Consider the following 22365-nt stretch of genomic DNA (forward strand, 5'->3'; position numbering starts at 1 on the left):
CCATGTCTGTCACCCGCCGCAGCCTGCTCGGCCTCCTGGCCGCCACACCGATTCTTGCCGCCTGCGCTCCTTCAGGTGGCTCGTCAGACTCCGGTTCGAAAAGTGGACTGTCCGACGACGGGGTCAAGGAGTTCCCGCTGACGTCGTGGTCGGCCAACGAGGCCGTCACCAAGGAACCGCTGGCGACCATCATCACGAAGTACACCGGCGCGAACGCCGGCACGTCGATCTCGTCGCCGTCGTACCCGTACAACGACTACCTGAACCAGCTGCTGTTGCAGGTGCGCGGCGGCGAACTGCGCGGTGCCGTGCAACTCGACGTCGCCTGGCTCGCCACACTCGCCGCCACCGGCAAGCTCGCCGACATCGCCAGCGTCACCGAGGGGGTCGACTACACCGAGGCGTCGCTGGAACTGGGCAAGGTCAACGGCAAGCAGTACGCGGTGCCGTGGACGCAGGCCGGCATCGGGCTCATCGCGAACTCCGAACTGCTGCAGCGGGCCGGCGTCACGTCGATGCCGAAGACCATCGACGAGTTCGAGGCGGCGCTGCGCGCGGTGAAGGGCCTCGGCGGCGGGCCAAATAGCGGGATCGTGCCGTGGGCCGCGATGACCAAGGTGGACCAGCTCAAGGACGTGCTCCCGTGGATGTGGGTGTTCGGCTCGCCCATCGTCGACAACGGGAAGATCGTGATCGGTGACGACGCCAGCGTCGCCGCGATCACGTGGTACAAGAAGCTCTACGACGAGAAGCTCATCGCACCGGACATCAACCGGTTCGACGCCCGCGCGCTGATGTCGCAGGGCCGGACGGCGTTCTACGAGGACGCGATCGGTGGCAAGGCGACCGTGCTCAAGTCGTCGCCGGATCCGGCCCTCGGCTCGAAGCTGAAGCCGTTCGCCCGTCCCGTACGGAAGTCCGGCGACAAGCCGCGGCACCTCGCGTGGGGTCACGTCGTGGCGGTCATCGACGGACCGGCCGCGTACGCGGCGGCCCAGTTCGCGAAGACCATCACCGCCGACCCCGCCTACACCACCGACTGGTTCGCCAAGACCGGGCTGCCGCCGACCACGAAGAAGGGCCTGGCCGACCAGAAGGTGCAGACCGACACGTTCACCGTCGACTTCACCCGCGAGATCGCCGCGAACGCCAGCGCCAGCCCGTTCTGGGGCTACCCGTCGTTCTCGCAGATGGAGAAGGTGCTCGCCGAACAGGTGCAGGCGATCCTCATCGGCAAGGCGACACCGGCGGCCGGGTTGGCCGAGGCGCAGAAGCAGATGACGGCGCTGGCCAAGTGACCTTCGACGACCTGCTCGACGGCCGGCCGCTGCTCGCCATCCTGCGTGGCGTGCCGGCCGACCGGGCCGTCGAGCTGGCGAACGCGGTGTGGGACACCGGGATCGGCGCGGTCGAGCTCCCGATCCAGACACCTGACGCGGTGGCGGCCCTGTCCGCCGTGGCCAAAGCGGGCGGGGCACGCGGCGAACGCGTCGGTGCCGGCACCGTCATCACCGTCGACCAGGTCTCCGTGGCCCGTGACGCCGGTGCGGCGTTCACCGTGGCGCCGGGCTTCGACCCGGAGATCCTCGCCGCGAGCCTGGCGGCGGGGATGCCGCACCTGCCGGGCGTCGCCACCCCCAGCGACGTCCAGCACGCGGTGAAGGCCGGCTGCCGGTGGCTCAAGGCGTTCCCGGCCGCCTCGCTCGGACCGCGGTGGATCCGCGAACTCCACGGCCCGTTCCCCGACGTCCAGTTCGTGGCGACCGGCGGCATCGACGCCGGCAACGCCCGCGCGTTCCTCGACGCCGGCGCCCGCTCGCTCGGCGTCGGCAGCACCGTCACCCGCCCCGGCGGCCTGACCGAACTGGTGGCCGCACTGACCCCCTGAATCGCGGAGCCCTCATGAGACGGATCCTCGCCCCCGCTCTAGTCTCCCTGTTCGTTCTCACCGCAACCCCCGCGGCCGCGACCCCCGCGACCGTCACGCTCGTGCCGTACACCATGGACTCCTCCAACCAGGCCGCCTGGTGGACGCCGCTGGAGACGTACGTGGGCGGCAACCAGTACGCCTACCTCGCGTTCAACGAACCGGGTGCCACCGCCGGCACCCACCGGGTGGCGATCGCCCGCCGCGACGGATCCGGTGCGTGGTCACGGATCCCGGTCATGAACGGTTCGGCACAGGCCGAGTACACCGACGACGTCGGCCACAACCAGCCGTCGATGGCGCGCGACGGCACCGGCCGGTTCCACGTGTTCGCGTCGATGCACAACAACGCCTGGCGCTACTTCCGGTCCGACACACCGGGTGGCGCACCGCAGAACCACGCCGCCGACCTACCCGACCAGGGCATCGGCGTCACCTACCCGGTGCTCACCACGGCACCGAACGGCGACGTGTACCTCATCGCCCGCCTCGACGGCACCAGCACGGCGGGCCGCAGCGGGAGGCTCTACCGGTGGAACAACGCCGCGTCGACGTGGACGCGCCTGGCCGTGTTCGCGGAGTCGGCCAACCGCGCCGTCTACCCGGACGACCTCCGCTTCGACTCCGCCGGCGACCTGCACCTCCTGTGGGAGTGGGGCCTGTACCCGGCGACGGCGTTCCGGCACCAGCTCAGCTACCTCCGGTACCGCCCGTCCACCGGTGCGTTCTCGTCGCCGGTTCCGGTGAGCACCTCGACCGCCGACGTCATCCAGCCGTTGGAGAGCGGGGAGGTGTACGAGGGCAACGACAGCACGAAACCGGCGGTGCAGAGCGCGAAGCTGACGCTGGACGGCACCAGCCCGAAGGTCGCCTACCGGTACCGGTCCGCGGTGAACTTCGAGGTGCGGTACGCGTACGTGAACTCAGCCGGAGCCTGGGCGCGGCAGACCGTGTACGCCGCGACGCAGACCCGGGCGGCGCTCGGGATGACGTGGCACCCCACCGAGGGGAAGCGCGTCTACTACGCCCGCGAATCCGGCGGCGCCTTCGTCGCCACCGAGAGCGGCGGCACGTGGACCTCGGCGGCGGTGGCACCCGGGCTCCCGATCGACCGGCTCGCCGTCGAACGCGACGCCACCGGAACCGACGTGCTCTACCTCGCCGACACCACCAACGGCCGCCTGTACTACGGCCGCAACTAGCCCGGAAGGACGACCCCCATGCGCAGAGTCCTGTCCCTCGCCCTCGTCGCTCTTCTGCCCACCGTCGCCCTCGCCGGGCCGGCCGCCGCCGACCCGCCCGCCTCCGGCTACACCCTCACGTTCTCCGACGAGTTCGACGGCACCGCCGTCGACACCGGCAAGTGGAACTACCGCACCGACGTCAAGGCGTACAGCGCGCAGCGGCCGGAGAACGTGTCGGTCGGCGGCGGACTGATGAGCATCGCGCTCAGGGCCGAGTCGTTCGGTGGCAAGGACTTCACCGGCGGCGGACTGGTGAGCAAGCAGAAGCTCCGGTACGGCCACTACGAGACCCGCGCGAAGATCAACAACGGCGCCGGGTGGCACAGCTCGTTCTGGCTCATGGCCGGCGACGGCAGCACCACGTTCCCGGCCGAGCAGCGCACCGAGGTCGACATCTTCGAGATCGACTCGATCAACCCGCAGACCGTCCACAATGGAGTCCTGACCTGGAAGGGCAGCGGCGTGTCGGCGGGGAAGTCGTACGGGTCCACCTACAACAGCGGCCTCGACCTGCGGCAGTGGCACACGTACGGCCTCGACTGGTCGGAGACGCAGGCGAAGTTCTACGTCGACGGCGTCCTCAGGTACACCGCCCCGTACGTCCCGACCGACTGGACCCACGACTACACCAGCATCTGGCTGACGTCGATCGCCTACGGCACCGTGCCCGACCCGTCGACGCTGCCCGCCGCGATGCAGTTCGACTACGTCCGCTACTGGCAGAAGGACTACTACGTCGACAACGACGGCCCGGCCGCCTACGGCTACTCCGAGTCGGGCACCTGGTCGACGTCGACGCTCACCGGCTGGACTGTCGCCTCGCCGACCCGCTACGCCACCTGCGGCACGGCCGCCGCCACCGCCACCTGGCGCCCGAACCTGCGCGCGGCCGGCACCTACCAGGTGTGGGCCTACAAGGTCCGGGCGGCGAACAGCGACCCCGCCCAGCGCTACGACACCATCCACAATGGAGTCACGTCGACCACCGTCGTCGACGGCACGGCCGGGTCCAGCGGCTGGGTGAGCCTGGGTACCTGGACGTTCCCGGCCGGCACGGGCGGCTACGTCCGCACCACGGCGAGCGGCACCGGCTGCGCGCGAGCCGACGCGGTCAAGTTCGTCCGGACCTAGAAAGGTGTTGCCGGCCGTGACGTCCGGCCGGTAGTGTCTCGGCTGATGTTTACGCCCAGTGACGTATAGCGGTCGCGCTGCGACACGTGGGTGGAGTCTGTCCGCTTCCGGCGGGTTTCGGTAGCGCCTGCGTGTCTGTCATGCCCGTGACAGCGCGCCGGGTAGGCGCATTCATCCACCGGAGCTCACCGTGGACAACCCCATCTCGACGCCGCCCGTGCCCCTGTGGCGCCAGCACGACTTCCGATTGTTGCTCGGGGGTCGGCTGGTGTCACAGCTGGGTGACTCGCTCCAGTTCCTCGCTCTCCCCCTCCTCGTTGTCGCCCTGACCGGGTCGCCGACCCAGGCCGGTCTCCTGCTCGGACTGCAGACCGTGGTCTACCTGGTGTTCGGGCTGGTCGCCGGCGCCTTGGTCGACAGGTGGAACCGCCGGACGACGATGATCTGGTGCGAGATCGGCCGTGGATCGCTCACCGCCACCGTCCCGGTCGCCGCGATGTCCGGAGTGCTGGGCATGCCGCAGCTCTACGCCGTGGCACTGCTCAACGGTGTGCTCAGCACCCTGTTCGGAGCGGCGAACGGGTCGGCGTTGCCGAACATCGTTCCCGTCCGCGACCTCGCGGCCGCGCTGGGGACGGTCGGGGCGTTCTCCAGCGGCCTGCGCATCGTCGGCAGCGCCGTGGCGGGCGTCGCCTACGCCGCCGGCCGGATGCTTCCGTTCGCGGTCAACGCCGTCTCGTTCCTGGCGTCCGCGGCTTTCCTCCGCGCCATCCGTACAGACTTTGAACAGGTCAGGCCCGCAGCACCCGGTTCGCCGCGCACACTGGTCACCGACATCGGACGGGGGCTGGCCTGGCTGTGGCACCGACCGGTCATCCGGACGCTGGCCCTGCTCGACGCGGCGGACAGCCTGCGATTCGGCGCGGGTTACCTGCTGATCGTCATGCTGGCCCAGGGTCTCCACGCCAGCCCCACCCAGACCGCGTTGGTGTTCACCGGCGCCGGCGTCGGCGCCTTGCTCGGCAGCCTCCTGGCGCCCGCGCTGACGCGCCGGTTCCCGCTCGGCTCGCTGTCCATCACGATGCTGTGGGCGGAAGCGCTGGCCTTTCCGTTCTACGCCCTGGCGCCGACGTGGTGGCTGCTGCTCGTGGTGGCCTTTACCGAGTCGGTCGTATCGCCGGTGTACAACGTCGCCCTGGACTCGCACCGGCTCGCCGTCACCCCCGATGCCCTGCGCGGCCGGGTCACCAGCGCGATCGACACGCTCACCACCGGCGGCGCGGCAATCGGGACCATCGCGAGCGGCGCCCTGATCGCCCGCCTCGGAACCACGACGCTGACGTTCATGCTGGCGGGGTGGCTCGCCTTCCTCGCCCTCGCCGCGACTCTGAGCCGGACCGTCCGCACGGCCCGGGTCTGAACCGCTGCACCAAGATCATCTGCGCCGCCGAGCCCGAACTCGGCGGCCTGTTCGAGCGGATCGCGCTGTGGCCCGGTTACCTGTGGCTGGGCATGGCCGGCGTCATCGTCCTCCGCGGACCTCGACATCAGTAGATGCGGCGGCCGTGGGCGTCGGGGACTCCGGACTTGCGGTAGAAGTAGGTGTTGATCTGGTCGCGCCATTCCCGGGCGGAGCGCACCTGTTCGTCGAGGAGGTCGGAGACCTTCGCGTGCAGGGCGGCGTCGGGCAATGTGACGTCGTGCCAGCGGGTGCGCATCCGTTCGGCGGCCTCGGCGCCGGCGAAATGGGAGTCGTAGATGTGCTGGACGACCGTGGCTCCACTGTGAAGGACGTGGGTGTACGGGACGTGGTGGAAGAACAGCAACAGCTCGTCGGGGCAGGTGGCGACGGACTCGTAGACGTCGCACCAGGGTTGCGGGTACTGGGCGGTGAAACCGGTGCCGGTGGCGACCGTGCGGTCGACGCCCACGCCGTCGCGGTCGGCGAAATGATAGGTACCCCACGGGGTGTACTCGTAGCCGTCGACGCTCGGGCCGTAGTGGTGGCCCGGTTGAACCATGAAGCCGACGCCCAGCGGAGCCGTGTACGACTCGTACGTGCGCCAGGAGTCGTCGAGGATGTCGTGCAGGGGCTCGCGGAGACCGGGGCCGAAGGTGAGGTCGGCCCACTCGTCGAGGATCGCGGCCGGGTCGAGGGCCGGGTTCCACGCGAGCCGGCCGAACGCGTAGAGGTTGGCCTGGGCGAGCGGGTGGCCGGTCCACTGTGGATCGTCTCCGACGTTGGAGACCGCCACCACGCCGTCGCCGGTGGCGGCGATGTCGGCGACACCGTTCCAGTTCAGGAGCTCGCTCCACTGTGGAGCCAGGTAGCAGGCGTGCTTCTGCTGGCCGGTGTACTCCTGCGTCACCTGGAACTCGACGGCCAGCCTGGTGTTCGGCATCGCCAGGATCACCGGTGACACCGGTTCGCGGGGCTGGAAGTCGATCGGGCCGTACTTCACCTGGACCACGGCGTTGTCGCGGAACCGGCCGTCGAGCGGGGCGAAGTGGTCGAACGCGGCACGGGCGCGGTCGGTGGACCGGTCGCGCCAGTCCTGCCGGTGGTTGTAGACGAACGCCCGCCAGTGGACCACTCCCCCGTGCGGGGCCAGCGCGTCGGCGAGCAGGTTCGCGCCGTCGGCATGGTCGCGCCCGTAGGCGAACGGGCCGGGCTGGCCCTCCGAGTCGGCCTTGACGACGAACCCGCCGAAGTCGGGGATCCGGTCGTAGACGGCCGCCACGGCCCGCTCCCACCACGAGACGACCGCGGGATCCACCGGATCCGCCGTCGGGAGCCCGCCGAGCGTCACCGGCGACGCGAACGACACCGACAGGTGCGTGCGGATCCCGTACGGGCGGAAGCGGTCGGCGATCGTCGCGACGTCGTCGAGGCGGTCGGTCAGCAGGCGCGCCTCGGCGGCGTGCACGTTGACATTGTTGATGGCGACGGCGTTGATGCCGGTGGCGGCGAGCAGGCGGGCGTACGCGGAGACGCGGTCGAGGTCGTCGCGCAGCTTTCCGTTGTCCCAGAAGATGGATCCGCCGGAGTAGCCGCGTTCGACCTGGCCCATCACCGGGTGCACGGCGACGTTGTCCCAGTGGTCGAGCATCCGCCGGCGCATCACGGGCCGGTGCTCCTCGGGCCCGAAGTCGGCGCCGAAGGCGGCCTCGCCGCGGCGCACGACCTCGAAGAACCCGTACAGGAGACCGTTTCCGTCGCCGGCGCGGACGTACGTGACACCGTCGCTTCTTTGCAGGGTGAACCCCTCGGGGCTGCCGTACCCGGAGTCGAGGTAAAAATCGGCCGGCGCGGTGGGCGTCTCGTTGAAGGTGACGTGGCCGCCCGCCGCCGCGATTTCCCGGACCACCGTCTCCACCGGCGGTCCTTCCCCGCGCACGACGGCCCGGCGGGATCCGATGGCGCGCAACGCTTCCGGCGGCAGCCACGCGGCGCTCACCATGAATGCATGGTTCCGTCGAGCAGGCGGTTGATGGGAAGTTGCGCGGGCGCGTACGGGTAGCGCGCGGCGGCCTCCTCGTCGATGTCGACGCCGAGTCCCGGTTCCTCTGACGGATGCAGGTAGCCGTCGGCGAAGCGGTACGTGTGCGGGAAGACGGCGTCGGTCTCCGCGGTGTGGCGCATGTACTCCTGGAGGCCGAAGTTGGGGATGCTCACGTCGACGTGCAACGCGGCGGCCATGCACACCGGCGACAGGTCGGTGGCGCCGTGCGAACCGCTGCGCACGTGGTACAGCGCGGCGAGGTCGAAGATGCGGCGCAGGTGCGTGATTCCGCCCGCGTGCACGACGGTGGTGCGGATGTAGTCGATGAGTTGTTCGGTGATGAGTTGTTGGCAGTCCCAGATCGTGCTGAAGACCTCGCCGACGGCGACGGGTGTGGTGGTGTGCTGACGGATGAGGCGGAAGCCCTCCTGGAGTTCGGCGGGAACCGGATCCTCCATCCACGTCAGGGAATACGGTTCGAGGCTCTTGCCGAGGCGCGCGGCTTCGATCGGTGTGAGTCGATGGTGTACGTCGTGGAGGAGCTTGAGCCCGGGGCCGAACTCCGCGCGGACCCGGGCGAACACCGACGGGACGTGGTCGAGGTACGCCTCGGTGCTCCACGCGTTCTCGGTGGGGAGCGCGGCGTCGGCGGGCTCGTAGAACATGCGGTCGTGGGCGACGCCGTAGGTGCTCGCGAGCCCGGGGACGCCGGTCTGCACGCGCACCGCGCGGTACCCGAGGTCGACGTAGTGGGACACCTCGGTGAGGACGTCGTCGACAGTTTCGGCGTTCGCATGACCGTAGACGGTGACGCCGTCGCGGCTCCGCCCGCCGAGCAACTGGTACACGGGTAGGCCGGCGACCTTGCCCTTGATGTCCCACAGCGCCGTGTCGACGGCGGCGATCGCGGTCATCGTGACCGGGCCGCGCCGCCAGTACGCGCCCTTGTAGAGGTACTGCCAGGTGTCTTCGATGCGGGCGGGGTCGCGGCCGATCAGCACGGGGATCACGTGTTCGGTGAGGTAGGCGGCGACCGCGAGTTCGCGCCCGTTCAGCGTGGCGTCGCCGACGCCGGTGACCCCGTCGTCGGTGACAATCTTCAGGGTGACGAAGTTGCGCCCCGGGCAACTGACGATGACCCGGGCGTCCGTGATCCGCATCAGCGAAGTCTACGGGGTCGGATCCGAAGAACCGCAGGGGTCGTCATCGACGTATCGACGTTCTACAATGCGCGTGACGGTCGGCGCGACACGTCTTCACGGGGGATCGAAAGGACCAGCACCATGAACCGCTTGATGCTGTTCGTCGCCGTCCTGGCGATGGTCGTGTCGGTCGCACAGCCGGCCTCGGCCGTTCCGCCGCCGCCGTCACCGGACATCGGCACCAACGGCTGGTACCACCTGCAGAGCGAGTACAAGGGCCGGATCGACGACGTCAAGGGCTGGTCGGTCACCTGGCAGGTTCCGCAGTTCAACAACGGTACCGAGGCATGGGGCGCGGTCGGCCAGTGGTTCAACAACCTGGAGACCGGCATCTACTACACCTCCCACGAGGGCTGGTGGGTGTACTACTACGCCGACGACGACGGCCTGACCGGAAACAACTCGGGGTGCACGCAGTCGTGGACGGTCGGCGGGCACTGCCACGGCGCGATGGAGAACCTCGCCGCCGGAAAGCAGGTCACGTTCACGTTCCAGTGGTGCGACACGAACCACGTCGCCAACGTCAACGGCACGAAGGTGTGCGCGTGGGTGAACATGAACGACGGGGTCGGCGACCGCTTCCTGGCCGGGGACACCCCGCCCGCCGGCAACCGCGAGATGTACACCCACGACGTCGAGACGTTCGGCGACTCCCGCATCGTCGAGCCGGTGATCCCGTGCGGCAAGCCGGTGGTCATGGCCGGGCAGCGGATCAAGAACGCCGCGGGCCAGTGGTCCAACCTGACCGGTGACGCCTGGAACTTCCACGACACCAACCCGTCGTACGAGTACACCAACGTGAACACCGCCGCGAACCCGGCCCGGTGGGAGAGCTGTTCGAGCGCGAAGAAGGTCGACACGATCGGCGCGCTGCGTACCGGCGAGGCCCTCGTGTACCTGCGCAACTCCATCACCGCCGGCGGCAACGACATCCCGGGCTTCACGGTGACCAACCCGACGACCAACACGATCCTGGTCGGCGACTGGGACGGCGACGGCGTCGACAGCCTCGGCCTGTACCGGCCCTCCGACATCAGCCTGCACCTGCGCAACCCGCTCGACGGCACGAAGAGCCGGGACTTCGCCTACTTCGCCGACCAGTTCATGGCCGCCGGTGACGTGCCGGTGGTGGGCGACTGGAACGGCGACGGCAAGGACACCGTCGGGTCGTACCGGCCGAGCACCAGCACGTTCCGGTTCCGGAACTCGGCGTCGAACGGGGCGCCCGACATCACATACGTGCTGGGAGCGGTCGGCGACACGCCGGTCATCGGCGACTGGAACGGCGACGGGATCGACAGCGCCGGGCTCTTCCGCGCGTCCACCGGCACCTTCTACCTCCGCAACGACCTGACCGCCGGGACGTTCCAGTCCACGTTCAAGCACCCGCAGATCAACGCGAACGACATTCCGGTGGTCGGCGACTGGAACGGTGACGGCAAGGACACCGTGGGGTCGTTCCGGTCGACCGGGCACACGTTCCGGCTGTTGCAGGACAACATCGTGAGCGCGGCGATGTACCCGGCGTTCGCCTACGGGGCCGACGGGGACCGACCGCTGGTCGGTGACTGGAAGCTGGACGCGGCGACGCCGACCACCGGCCAGTTCGCCAACACGTACGGCTACTACGTCAACTGGGACTCCGCCGCCCAGCGGTGGCTCAACGCGAACCCGACCGACAGCCGGGCCAGCACCATCCGGTTCAACGTCGCGCAGCAGTCGGCGGGTAAGTGGTTCGGCGCGTCGAGCGGCGACGTCGGCGCCGCGGTGAAGTCCTATGTGGACCTCGCCGCCGTCTCGGCCGGTCCGACCGGGCGGGTGCCGATCCTGGTCGCCGACAACCTGCCGGGCCGCGAGTGCGGCCGGGGCACCGGTGCCGGCGCCGCGACGCCGGAGGCGTACGCCACCTGGATCGCGGCGTTCGCCGCCGCGATCGGCAACCGGCCGTCGGTGGTGGTCCTGGAGCCGAACGCGTTGGCCGCGCTGGACTGCCTCCCCGAGGCCGACCGGCAGACCCGGCTGGAACTGTTGGCCTACGCCACCCAACAGCTCAAGGCGGCGGCACCCCGGGCGTGGGTCTACCTCGACGCCGGGAACCCGAACGCGATCGCCCCGGCCGTGATGGCCGAGCGGCTGTACTCGGCGGGCGTCGCGAACGTCCGCGGGTACGCGGTGAACGCCGGCAGCGTCTACCCGACCAACCAGTCGACGACGTACGCCCAGTCGATCTACACCGCGCTGAACGACGGCCACGGGCTGCTGTCCCGCTTCATCGTCGACACCAGCCGCAACGGCGCCGACGTGGCGGTGAACCCGGTCGTCGACGGCGAGTGGTGCAACCCGTCCAAGCGCAAGCTCGGTGCCGTCTCCGATCTGGACCCCGCACCCAAGGCGTACAACACGCCGCGCGGCCCGGACATGGTGCTCTGGGTCAAGGAACCCGGGGTCTCCGACGGCCCGTGCGGGTCGGCGCCGACGGTCGCGGAGGGCGCGTTCAGCCCGGACCTGGCGGTCGCCCTCATCAACGGAACATGACCTGCGGCATTTGAACACTTACATGTTTCGATGTACTTTCGTCGTGCCCATCCACGGGGGGTGGGAACCGATGATTGCGAGCGAGCATGATCATGCGAAGAATCGCCACGGTGGGCCTGGCAGCGGTGATGACCCTCGGGTCGGCGGCCACCAGCGCCGTGGCGGATCCGGCGCCGGACTCGAAACCGACAACCGTCATCAGCAGGCACGACGTCTTCCCCGGCGCGCAGGTCGGCGGGCCCCGCACGGGTCCGCTGGCCACGTCGGTACCGGGCGGAATCACGACACAGGGACTCGTCGGCGGACCGTTCATCGGGTTCACCTGTGACGGGACGGCCGGCGCGCGGGTCGAGGTGCTGTACGTCCGCGAAGCGACGATGCCCGACCGGTACGCGGCCCTCCAACCGATCATCCAGGCCTGGCTGCTCAACGCCGACGCGGCCTACAACGACGGCGCCGCCCGCGGCAGCCGCAGCCGGCACATCCGGTTCCTCACCGAGACCGTCAACGGCTCGTGCCAGGCCGTGGTGCGCAACGTGGTGGTGCCGGCCGGCTCGCTGAACGAGTTCGGAACCTCGGTCGACGCCGTGCGGGCGCTCGGATACAACATCGAGAGCCGCAAGTACATCATGCTGACCGAGCACAACAGCATCTGCGGCGTCGGCGGGCTGTTCGACGACGACCGGCCCGGTGCCGACAACTTCCACAACAACTGGGCCACCTACAGCCGCGTCGACGCGATCGCCAACTGCCTCGGCGCCAACGCGATCGCGCACGAGTTCGGGCACACCATCGGCGCCGTGCAGGACACCGCCCCGCACGCGATCGAACCCGGGCACTGCAGCCAGCGCTTCGACATGATGTGCTACGCCGCCGGGTCCACAATGGACTGCCCGCAGTGGGACCAGGAACGGCTGCCCGACTGCGGCGCCGACGACTACTTCAACGTCACCCCGGCGTCCGGGTCCTACCTGGCGACCCACTGGAACCTGGCCAACAGCGTCCACCTGCGCGCCGGCACCACGGTGGACAACCAGAACTACCCGCGGCCCGGGTTCACCTACAACGTCACCAACGTCGCGTCGGGCAAGGCACTCGACATCGACCCGACCACCGGCAGCGTCAACGACACGCTGAAGTACCTGCACGCCACCACGGCGAACAGCGCCTCGGGCAGCCAGAAGTGGCTGATGGCCTACACCACCGGCATCCAGATCATGAACAGCCAGAGCCTGCTGTGCGTCGACACCGCGTTCAGCGGCGAGACGCCGGGCACCCGGGCGCTGCAGTACATCTGCAACGGCCAGGACGGCATGCGCTGGGCGTACCTGCCGCACTCCGACGGCTCGTTCACGGTGCTCAACTGGCGCAACGGACTCGCGCTCACCCAGCCGACGGCCACCGACCCGCTGGTGAACCAGCAGGTCTACACCGGCGCGGCGAACCAGCGGTGGTTCTTCACCAAGCTCGCCTACCCGGCACCGGCCGCGACCAACACCGTCAACTACATCACGGCGCTGAACAACCGGGAGAGCGTCGCGGTGCCGACCGGTGCCGTGGCGGGCACGGCCATCACGCACGCCGCGCGGGGCACCGCGACGACGCAGCAATGGCGCCTGACCGCGGTCGGGTCGTACTACCAGCTGGTCAACATCGCGACCGGCCTGTGCGCCAGCAACAACCAGACCACGACCGAGGGTCTGGCGCTGACGTTGCGCGCCTGCGACACCACGTTGCAGGGTCAGCAGTGGGCGCTGCGCCGGGTGGCCGACGCCCGCTTCATCCTCGTCAACCGCTACAGCGGCAAGGCGGCCGCGATGACGACGGCGGCCGGCTCGGCGCTGACGCAGAACACGATCAACATCGACAACCGCGCGCAGATTTTCGCCCTCGCGCGTATCTGAGCAGCATGTAACGGGGCCGCCGCAGGTCAGGGTGCGGCGGCCTCGCGCAGCACCAGCACCCCGTACCGGTCGAGCTTGACCGTCTGTCCACTGTCGACTCCCGCGCCGGTCAGCAGGTCGGTGCCGCCGGTGACGACGGTGACCTCGACCGGATCGGCCCGGTGGTTCAACAGGAACCGCACGTGGTCGCCGGCCGGCGTCACCCGCACGGTCGTCTCCACGTCGGCGAGGTCGGCGTACGGGCCGGTGAGGCCGTGCCGGTCGAGCACCTGCCGCACCACCCAGGAGACGCCCGTCTGGTCGAGCCCGGTGGCCACGTACCACCCGTGCCCGGCGCCGAACGCGTGCCGGGTCACCGCCGGCGTGTCGGCGTAGAAGTCCGCTTCGTACGTGCCGATCACCTCGGCGCCGTCGGGGACGACGATCTCGAACAGCAGCCGCGATCCCACGACGAGCCCGTCCGTACCCAGCCGTACGGGGTTGACCACGTCGGCGGCGCGCGCGTCCCACTCGTCCACCCGGATTCCCATCAGCGGCGCGAGCGGACCGGGAACGTCGCCCGGGAACGCGAGGTCGTTCTCGTCGACGCGACCGGACAGGAACGTCGACAGCACCGAGCCGCCGCGCCGGGCGACCGCTTCGAGGCGGGTCGCGAGGTCACCCTTGACCATGTGCAGCGCCGGCGCCACGACCACCTCGTACCCGGTGAGGTCGGCGGTCACCGGTACGACGTCGAGGTCGACGCCGGCGTCCCACAGCGCGTGGTGGTAGCTCAGCACCACGTCGAGGTAGCGGACCAGCCGCGACGGGCCGTCGGAGAGCTCCAGCGCCCACCAGCTGTCCCAGTCGAACAGCAGCGCGACGCGGGCCGGCGTGCGGGCGCCGAGCGTCGCGTCGCCCAGCCGCGCCAACTCCGCACCGAGCTCGGCGACCTCGCGGAAGACGCGCGTGTCGGCACGGTCGCCGTGCCCGATCACCGCGCCGTGGTACTTCTCGCACGCGCCGCGGGACGCCCGCAGCTGGAAGTACAGCACCGCGTCGGCGCCGTGCGCGACCGCCTGCCAGCTCCACAGCCGCAGCAGACCCGGACGCTTCAACGGGTTCACGTCGCGCGACGCCGTGTAGCTCGGCGTCTGCTCCATGAGCCAGAACGGCTGCCCGCCCTTGAGCCCGCGCATCAGGTCGTGGGCGAGCGCCATGCGCGCCTGGGACGTGTCGTCGGGCGGGTAGTTGTCCCACGAGACGAAGTCGAGGTCGGCAGCCCAGCGGTGGTAGTCGATCGGCCGGTACATGCCCATGAAGTTCGTGGTGACCGGGAGGTCGCCGGACTCGCGCAGCGCGGCCTTCTCGGCGCGGAAGTTGGCCAGCATCGCGTCGGACATGAACCGCAGGTAGTCGAGCGTGATCCCCTGGAACGCCGTGTGGTCGGGGCCGCGCCAGTGTTCGGTGAGCGCCGACGGCGGCTCGATCTCCTCCCAGTCGGTGAACCGGTGGGACCAGAACGTGGTGTACCAGGCGGCGTTCAACGCATCGAGCGTCGTATATTTGTGACGCAGCCAGGTGCGGAACGCCACCCCGCACCGGTCGCAGTAGCAGGCGCCGCCGTACTCGTTGCCGACGTGCCAGGCGACCACCGCCGGGTTCCCCGCGTAGCGGCGCCCGACCCGCCGGGCCAGTTCGGCCGACAACCGTTGGAACGCCGGCGAACTCGGGCACGAGTTGTGCCGCTGCCCGAACCGGTGCCGCCGCCCCTCGAAGTCGGTGCGGGTCACCTCCGGGTACGCCCGGGCCAGCCACGGCGGGTGGGCGCCGGTGCCGGTCGCCAGGCAGATCGAGCGGCCCTCCGCGGCGGCGCGCTCCACCACGCGGTCGAGCACCGTGAAGTCGTACACCCCCTCGGCGGGGTTGGTCAACGCCCACACGAACACCCCGACGGTCACCGTGTCGATGCGGGCGGCGTCGAAGAGTTCGTAGTCGCGGCGCCACACCTCCTCCGGCCACTGCTCGGGGTTGTAGTCGCCGCCGTACCGAATCTTCATTCGGTGAACTCCGCTTTGATGCGCCCGATCATCGGCGCGCACGTGCGCACCAGAGCGAGCACGAACAGCGGCGCCGCCAACAGGAGCACGACCTCCGACAGCAGCAGCGTCACGCCGACCGCCACGAAAAGCAGCGCGGCGACGCCGACGGTCACGCGCGGTTCGGCGCCGAGGAAGAACGCGGCGAGCCGGGCGACGTCGCGGATCCGGAAGTCGAAGAGCGAGGTGACGACGAGCGCGAGCACGCCCCACATCGTCACCGCCGCCGCGATCACCACGAGCAGCACCGCCCACCACCCGGGCACCCCGGCCGCGGCGAAGTTCGCGAGCGTCACCGCGACCACGGTGAGCCACGCCAGCGCCGGCAACCAGAGCGCGAGCGCGCCCCGCACGTTCACGCGGTAGCCGCGCACGAAGGCGGCCGCCGGTGCCAGGTCGGTGATGTCGTTGCGCCGGTGGTGCAGGGCGTAGACCGCGGCCGACAGTGCCGGACCGAACGGCACCGCGCACAGCGCCACCAACGGCAGGTTGCTGACGTCACGGTCGAGCAGCGCCAGCGGCACCAGGCCGGGCAGCGTGGCGAGAACGAGGAACAGCCCGACCACGAGCACGGTGTAGACGTTCGCCGCGGCGCGGGACAGCGGCCCGTCGCCGAACTGAAGCGGCTGGTTTGTCGCCGAGGGAGGCGACTGCCGCGCGGTGCCCACGTCCGTCATGACAAGAGCCTCTCACGAAGCGGCCCGGCCGCGCCGACGCGGCCGGGCCACGAACCGTTATCCGTTGGCCTTCTTGAACCGGTCGTAGGCCTTGTTCACCAGGTTGATGTACTGGTCGCTGTTCTTCGCCTTCAGTTCGGCGACGTAGGCGTTCCACTCCGAGAGCGGCCGCTGGCCGAGGATGAACTTCAGCGTCATCTGCGTGACGTGGTCCTTGAGCGGCGTCTCCCAGAGCGTCGCCTGCTCGCGTTCCTCGTCGGTGAACGGCGCCGGCGGCTGCACGGCGACCGGCTTGCGGTTGGCCTGTTGCTTCTGGACCTCCTGCTCCTCCGCCGAGAAGAAGCCGTTGACCAGTTCCGGCGGGCCGCCGTAGGCGAACACGCCGTTGTAGAAACCGAAGTCCTTCTGCAGGTGCTTGGTGCCCTTCGGGTTCAGCCCGATCACGTTGACGTCCGGCGCCAGCGACCGCTTGCCCGACCCGTCCTTGGTGAACGTCGTGCCCTCGACGCCCCACTTGGCGAACTCCTGGCCCGCGTCGGAATAGTAGAGCCAGTCGATGAACTGCATCATCGCCACGAAGTTCTTGCTCTCGCGCGCCTTCTTGGAAATCATGACGCCGTTCTCGGTGCGGCTGGCCGGGTTGATCTCACCGGCCGGGCCGATCGGCAGCGGGATCTTCGCGATCGTCGCGCTCGGAATGGTCTTCGCGAGGTCGTTGCGGTAGTCGTTGACGAGCGTCTGCGCATTGCTGCTGATGACGAACGACTTGCCGTTGGCCAGCTTCTGCCGCGCCTGGTCGTCGCTCTGGGTGAAGCTCTCCGGATCGAGCAGGCCCTCGGCGACGAGCTTGTGCAGGTACTCCAGCGCCTGCTTGTACGCGTCGGTCGCACCGGTGTACTCGAACTTCTTGGTGCTGTCGTTGAACTTCGCGTGCTGGTAGTTCCAGCCGCCGAACGACCCCCACGACGCGGTGACGATGTTGATGAGGTTTCCGCCCGGCGTCGGCTTGCTGAACCGGTCGGAGAACGGGTAGCTCGACGGGTTGGCCGCCTTCATCGCCTTCAGCATCGTGTAGACGTCGTCCCACGTCTTCGGCGTCTCCAGATTCAACTGCTTGAGGACGTCGGTGCGCACCGCGATCGAGTAGTCCTGCCACGGCTTCTCGTGCAGGCCGGGCAGCAGGTAGAAATTGTTGTCCTGCTGCCGGAGCGAGTCCATCTCCGGCTTCAGATTCCACTTGGCGATCTTGTCCTTGAGGTTGGGCATCAGGTCGATGTACTCGCTCACCGGCAGGATCGCACCCGAAGACACGAACGCGTTCTCCGCCGGGTGGTACGTCTTCGGGATGATGAACGGCGCGTCGCCGGCGCCGATCAGCAGGCTGCGCTTCTGCTCGTAGTCACTCAGCGGCACGGCGACGGGTTCGAGCTTCACGTTGGTCCGCTTGGTGAGTTCGGACCAGAAGAGCCAGTCGTCCTTGAGCGCATAGCTCGGGTGGTTGTTGTACAGGATCGAGAACGACAGCGCCTCGGTCGCCTTGAACTGAGTACCGACCTTGTAGTCGGCCATCGCGCCCGCGCGGTTGCCGTCGAGGTCCTCTGACTCGGATTCGTCGGGGCCGGTGTCGCACGCGACGAGCGTGAACATCGAGGCCCCGGCGGCGAGGATCGCCGTGCGCCGGGATAGGCGGTACATGGGGACTTCCTTTCGTGCGGGGGTGGGGACAGCGGCTCAGCCTTTGACCGCGCCGAGCAGGACGCCCGACACGAAGTACCGCTGGACGAACGGGTAGACGAGGAGGATCGGCAGTACGGTGAGCACGATCGTCACGGACTGGATCGTCGCCCCGGACTGCACGAGTTCGCCGGCGGCGCCGCCCATCGCCTCGGCGCCGGTCGCGCCGGCGATCAGGTTGCGCAGGTACACGGTCACCGGGAACATGTCCAACTGGTCCATGTAGAGGAACGCGGTGAACCACGAGTTCCAGAACGAGACCGCGTAGAACAGGATCATCGTGGCGACCACCGCCTTCGACAACGGCAGCACGATGCGCCACAGCACGCCGTAGGTGGACAGGCCGTCGACGGCCGCGGCCTCCTCGAGTTCCAGCGGCAGGCTCTCGAAGAACGCCTTCATCACCAGCAGGTTGAACACGTTGATGGCGTTGGGCAGCACCACGGCCCAGAGCGTGTTCGTCATGTTGAGGCTGCTGATGAGCACGTAGTTCGGGATCAGGCCGCCGGAGAAGAACATCGTGAACACGGCGATGCCGATGAGCGCGGTGCGTCCCTTGAGATGCTTCTTCGAGAGCACGTAGGCGTAGCAGGTGGTGAGCACGATGGCGATCGCGGTGGCGACCACGGTGTACACGATGGTGTTGCGGTAGTTGGTCCAGAACATCGGGTCGGACATCACGAGCTTGTACGAGGTGAGGTTGAACCCGCGCGGCCACAGGCTCACGCGGCCCGCGATGATCTGGGCCTCGTCGCTGAGCGAGCGCGAGACCACGTTGACGAACGGGTACAGCGTCACGATGACGACGATGGTCAGGATGACCGCGTTGAACACCTGGAAGACGCGGTAGCCGCGGCTGACGCGCTGCCCCTTTCGCCGCACCGGGCGGCGCAGCGCCGGCCGTGGCGTCGCGGGGGCCTGGTGACGGGCGGTGGCTACCACAGGCTCGCTCCCACCGTGCGTCGGGAGATGGCGTTCGCCGACAGCACCAGCGTCAAACCGATCACGGCCTCGAACAGGCCGATCGCCGCGGCGTAGCTGAAGTTGTTCGACTCGAAGCCCATCCGGAACAGGTACGTCGAGATGACGTCGGCGGTGGGATACGTCAACGGGTTGTACAGCAACAGGATCTTCTCGAACCCGACCGCCATGAACGTGCCGATGTTGAGGATCAGCAGCGTCACCATCGTCGGCCGGATGCCGGGCAGCGTGATGTGCCAGGTCTGCTGCCACCGGCCGGCGCCGTCGATGCGGGCCGCCTCGTACAGGTTGTCGTCGATCGTGGTGAGCGCGGCGAGGTAGAGGATCGTGCCCCAGCCGACGGTCTGCCACACCTCCGACGACACGTAGATGGTGCGGAACCACTCCGACTGCTGCAGGAACGGCGTCGGGTCGCCGCCGACCGCCTTCACCAACTGGTTGACGGTGCCGTCGACGGAGGTCAGCTGCATCACCATCGCCGCGATGATGACGATCGACAGGAAGTGCGGCAGGTACGACACCGACTGCACGAACCGCTTCAGCGAACGGGTGCGCACCTCGTTGAGCAGCAGGGCGAGCACGATCGGCAGCGGGAAGCAGAACAGCAGCGTCAGCCCGCCGAGGACGAGGGTGTTGGTGAACACGTCCCAGAACGTCGGGTCGGACATGAACAGCTTCACGTACCGCAGGCCGACCCAGTACTCGCCGAGGATGCTGCCGCCGGGCTGGAACTTGCGGAACGCGATGACGTTGCCGACCATCGGCGCGTACCGGAAGACCGCGAAGAACAGCAGCGGCAGGGCCGCCAGCGAGTACAGCTGCCAGTCGCGGCGCAACGCGCGTCCCCAGGACGGCCCGCGGGCCTTGCGCGGTTCGGGTGTCTTGCGCGGCGCCAGGGTCGTCACGACCTCACCTCCCGTGATTCGATCCGCGCCGGCACCGCGAGCCGCCGCTGGTGGCCGACGACGCGCTCCGGGCCGGTCAGGCGCAGCGGCAGCGCCGCGACGAACTCGCCGCTGGACCGTCCGAACCGCAGTTCCACGTCGCCGGGTTCGACGACGCGGTGACCGTCGACGCCGATGAACGACGTCGCGTCGGCCGGAACGGTGAACACCACGCGGGCCTCCGCGCCGGGGTCGAGCGGCACCCGCGCGTAGCCGACGAGCTTTACCACCGGCCGGGTCGTCTGCGCGACCGGGTCGTGCAGGTACAGCTGCACGACCTCGACGCCGGCCCGGTCGCCGGTGTTCCGGACGGTCACCGCGGCGGTCACCTCGCCGTCGGTCGTCCACGGGCCGTCGGCCGACGCGTCGGTCCACTCGAAGCTCGTGTAGCTCAGGCCGTGGCCGAACGGGTACGCCGGCGTCGGGTCCACCGAGGACACGTCGGTGCGCCGGCCCAGCGGCGGGGCCAGGTACGTGGTCGGCATGCCGCCGGCGTCGCGCGGGACGCTCACCGGCAGCCGCCCCGACGGGTTCACCGCACCGGTGAGCACCTCGGCGAGCGCCTGCCCGCCGCGCTGGCCGGGGAAGAACGACTGCACCACGGCGGCGGCCGGCGCGGTGTCCGGGCCGAGCGCGTACGGCCGGCCCGACAGCGTCACGAGAACGGTGGGCGTTCCGGTGGCGAGCACCGCCCGCACCAGGTCGGCCTGCACACCCGGCAGCGTCAGGTCGGCCACGTCGCAGCCCTCGCCGGAGGTGCCGCGGCCGAACAGTCCGGCCCGGTCGCCGACGGCGAGCACGCACACGTCGCTGTCGCGGGCCACCGCCACGGCCGCGTCGAAGCCGTCCCGGCCGGGGCCGTCCACTGTGGACCCCGGTGCGTAGGTGAGGCCCGGCACGAGGTCTGCCAGGGCGGTGCGCAGCGACGGCAGGTCGAGCCCGAGTTCGACGTCGGGGTGGTTGACACCGACGTGCGTCGGGAACGCGTAGCAGCCGAGCAACCCGAGCGGGTCGTCGGCGAGCGGTCCGACCAGGGCGACGCGGCTCCCCGCCGACAGCGGCAGCACGCCGTCGTTGCGCAGCAGCACGACCGACTGCCGCGCGAGCCGCAGCGCGACGTCGCGTCCGGACTCGTCGTCGAGGTCCAGGGCGTCGGCGGCCGGTGACCGCCAGCCCTCGTCGAGCAGGCCGAGTTCCGCCTTCTGCGTCAGCACCCGGGTGACCGCGCGGTCGATGAGCGCCTCGTCGACCGCGCCCCGGCACACCGCGTCGACCAGTGGCGCGCCGAACGTGTCCACTGTGGGCAGTTCGAGGTCGATCCCGGCGCGCAGCGCGAGCCCGGCCGCGGCGGCGGCGTCGGCGGCCACACCGTGCAGGGTCTCCAGGAACCGCACGGCGTAGTAGTCGGAGACGACGGTGCCGGTGAAGCCCCAGTCGTCGCGCAGCAGCGCGGTGAGCAGTCCGCCGTCGGCGGCCACGGGTACGCCGTCGATCTCGGCGTAGGAGTTCATCACCGACCGGGCGCCGCCGATCCGCAGCGCCATCTCGAACGGCGGCAGGATGACGTCGAACAGTTCCCGGCGTCCCATCGGCACCGGACCGTGGTTGCGGCCGCCGCGCGAGGCCGAGTACCCGGCGAAGTGCTTGAGCGTCGCGACGATGCCGGCGTCCTCCAGCCCGCGCACGTACGCCGATCCGACGGTGCCGACCAGGTAGGGGTCCTCGCCGATGGTCTCCTCGGTGCGGCCCCACCGGTAGTCGCGGGTCACGTCGAGCACCGGCGCGAGACCCTGGTGGACGCCGGCCGCGCGCATCGACCGTCCGATGTGGCCGGCCATCTCGGCGACCAGGTCGGGATCGAACGACGCGCCCCAGCCCAACGGCGTCGGGTAGACGGTGGCGCGCCAGGCCGCGAACCCGGTGAGGCACTCCTCGTGCACCTGCGCCGGAATCCCGAACCGGTTCGCGGCCACGATCTGCGCCTGCGCCGCGGCCAGCGACCGGGCACCGCGGGCGGGGTCGACCGGCGCGGTTCCGTACGGGCGCGTCAGCTGACCGAGACCGTGCCGGATCAGGTCGGGCCACGGCGGCACGTCGCGCGTCATCTCGGCCTGGTGCGGGGCGACACCTATGCCCGACTCGTCCGCGCCGACCCAGACGCCGACCAGCTGGGCGACCTTCTCCTCGACCGTCATCAGCGCGACGAGCGCCGCGGCCCGTTCGGCGGGCGACAGCGCCGGATCGCGCCAGGCGGGCGGGCTGTCGACAGGGATCTGAAGACTCATGCGGTCCTTTCACAACCGGCGACGGGCAGCCGGCATCGACCGGCGTCGGGGCCGGCGGGCTGATCACGTTGTGGGGGCGGGTCGTCGGGGGCGGAACGAGGTGTCGAAACTTTCGGAAAATACTTCGGTACTTGCGACGCAACATAGGTCCGCGTCAACGTCTCTGTCAAGGTTGTCAAATGCGTATCCGTCCCGATTCCAAGGCGTAACCGGGTTCAGC

Annotated in this window: 15 protein-coding genes; 7 read left to right on the top strand and 8 right to left on the bottom strand. The window is 69.6% G+C overall.

Annotation, left to right across the window (positions count from 1 at the left end; translation table 11 throughout):
- Positions 1-2 precede the first annotated feature (2 nt).
- From Vau01_RS10355 to Vau01_RS10375, 5 genes are all read left to right on the top strand, one after another.
- Positions 3-1298, top strand: coding sequence for an ABC transporter substrate-binding protein (locus tag Vau01_RS10355; RefSeq protein ID WP_203989859.1), 1296 nt, complete (start codon positions 3-5; stop codon positions 1296-1298).
- Positions 1295-1888 carry a bifunctional 4-hydroxy-2-oxoglutarate aldolase/2-dehydro-3-deoxy-phosphogluconate aldolase gene (locus tag Vau01_RS10360; protein WP_203989861.1) on the top strand — a complete coding sequence of 198 codons (594 nt, stop codon included), beginning with the start codon at positions 1295-1297 and terminating at the stop codon, positions 1886-1888. Before Vau01_RS10355 ends, Vau01_RS10360 begins: the two co-directional genes overlap by 4 nt.
- Positions 1889-1902: 14 nt before the next feature.
- Entirely contained in the window at positions 1903-3129 is a 1227-nt protein-coding gene (locus tag Vau01_RS10365; protein WP_203989863.1) for a BNR-4 repeat-containing protein, read from the top strand.
- Between the two features lie 18 nt (positions 3130-3147).
- A complete protein-coding gene (locus Vau01_RS10370) occupies positions 3148-4302 on the top strand; it encodes a glycoside hydrolase family 16 protein (RefSeq protein ID WP_203989865.1) in 1155 nt (384 codons plus the stop codon).
- A gap of 190 nt (positions 4303-4492) precedes the next feature.
- Complete coding sequence (locus Vau01_RS10375) at positions 4493-5722, top strand: MFS transporter (protein WP_203989867.1); 1230 nt, start codon at positions 4493-4495, stop codon at positions 5720-5722.
- A 127-nt stretch (positions 5723-5849) separates the two neighbouring features.
- Here Vau01_RS10375 and Vau01_RS10380 read toward each other — a convergent pair whose 3' ends face one another.
- On the bottom strand, positions 5850-7763 hold the full coding sequence (locus Vau01_RS10380) for an alpha-glucuronidase (protein WP_203989869.1): 1914 nt from the start codon (positions 7761-7763) through the stop codon (positions 5850-5852).
- Positions 7757-8965 carry a D-mannonate dehydratase ManD gene (manD, locus tag Vau01_RS10385; protein WP_203989871.1) on the bottom strand — a complete coding sequence of 403 codons (1209 nt, stop codon included), beginning with the start codon at positions 8963-8965 and terminating at the stop codon, positions 7757-7759. The genes Vau01_RS10380 and manD overlap by 7 nt, the downstream gene beginning before the upstream one ends.
- 123 nt (positions 8966-9088) lie before the next feature.
- Here manD and Vau01_RS10390 point away from each other — a divergent pair, with 123 nt between their 5' ends.
- Entirely contained in the window at positions 9089-11542 is a 2454-nt protein-coding gene (locus Vau01_RS10390; protein WP_203989878.1) for a glycoside hydrolase family 6 protein, read from the top strand.
- Between the two features lie 92 nt (positions 11543-11634).
- Entirely contained in the window at positions 11635-13446 is a 1812-nt protein-coding gene (locus tag Vau01_RS10395; RefSeq protein WP_203989880.1) for an RICIN domain-containing protein, read from the top strand.
- Positions 13447-13472: 26 nt separating this feature from the next.
- On the opposite strand, the gene Vau01_RS10400 is transcribed toward Vau01_RS10395, so the two are convergent.
- From Vau01_RS10400 to Vau01_RS10425, 6 genes are read right to left on the bottom strand one after another with little or no spacing between them, the layout of a single operon-like run.
- A complete protein-coding gene (locus tag Vau01_RS10400; protein WP_203989882.1) occupies positions 13473-15485 on the bottom strand; it encodes a beta-galactosidase in 2013 nt (670 codons plus the stop codon).
- The gene (locus Vau01_RS10405; RefSeq protein WP_203989883.1) at positions 15482-16201 is read right to left on the bottom strand and encodes a hypothetical protein; all 720 of its coding nucleotides are present in this window, start codon (positions 16199-16201) and stop codon (positions 15482-15484) included. The genes Vau01_RS10400 and Vau01_RS10405 overlap by 4 nt, the downstream gene beginning before the upstream one ends.
- A gap of 57 nt (positions 16202-16258) precedes the next feature.
- Positions 16259-17896, bottom strand: coding sequence for an ABC transporter substrate-binding protein (locus Vau01_RS10410; RefSeq protein ID WP_203989885.1), 1638 nt, complete (start codon positions 17894-17896; stop codon positions 16259-16261).
- Positions 17897-17932: 36 nt separating this feature from the next.
- Positions 17933-18877, bottom strand: coding sequence for a carbohydrate ABC transporter permease (locus Vau01_RS10415; RefSeq protein WP_203989887.1), 945 nt, complete (start codon positions 18875-18877; stop codon positions 17933-17935).
- Positions 18871-19821 (bottom strand): ABC transporter permease, encoded by a 951-nt coding sequence (locus Vau01_RS10420; RefSeq protein ID WP_239151474.1) that lies wholly within the window; start codon positions 19819-19821, stop codon positions 18871-18873. The genes Vau01_RS10415 and Vau01_RS10420 overlap by 7 nt, the downstream gene beginning before the upstream one ends.
- On the bottom strand, positions 19818-22145 hold the full coding sequence (locus Vau01_RS10425; RefSeq protein ID WP_203989889.1) for a beta-xylosidase/alpha-l-arabinosidase: 2328 nt from the start codon (positions 22143-22145) through the stop codon (positions 19818-19820). The genes Vau01_RS10420 and Vau01_RS10425 overlap by 4 nt, the downstream gene beginning before the upstream one ends.
- Between the last annotated feature and the right edge of the window lie 220 nt (positions 22146-22365).

Source organism: Virgisporangium aurantiacum, assembly GCF_016863635.1.
In the GTDB taxonomy this organism is placed as follows: Bacteria; Actinomycetota; Actinomycetes; order Mycobacteriales; family Micromonosporaceae; genus Virgisporangium; species Virgisporangium aurantiacum.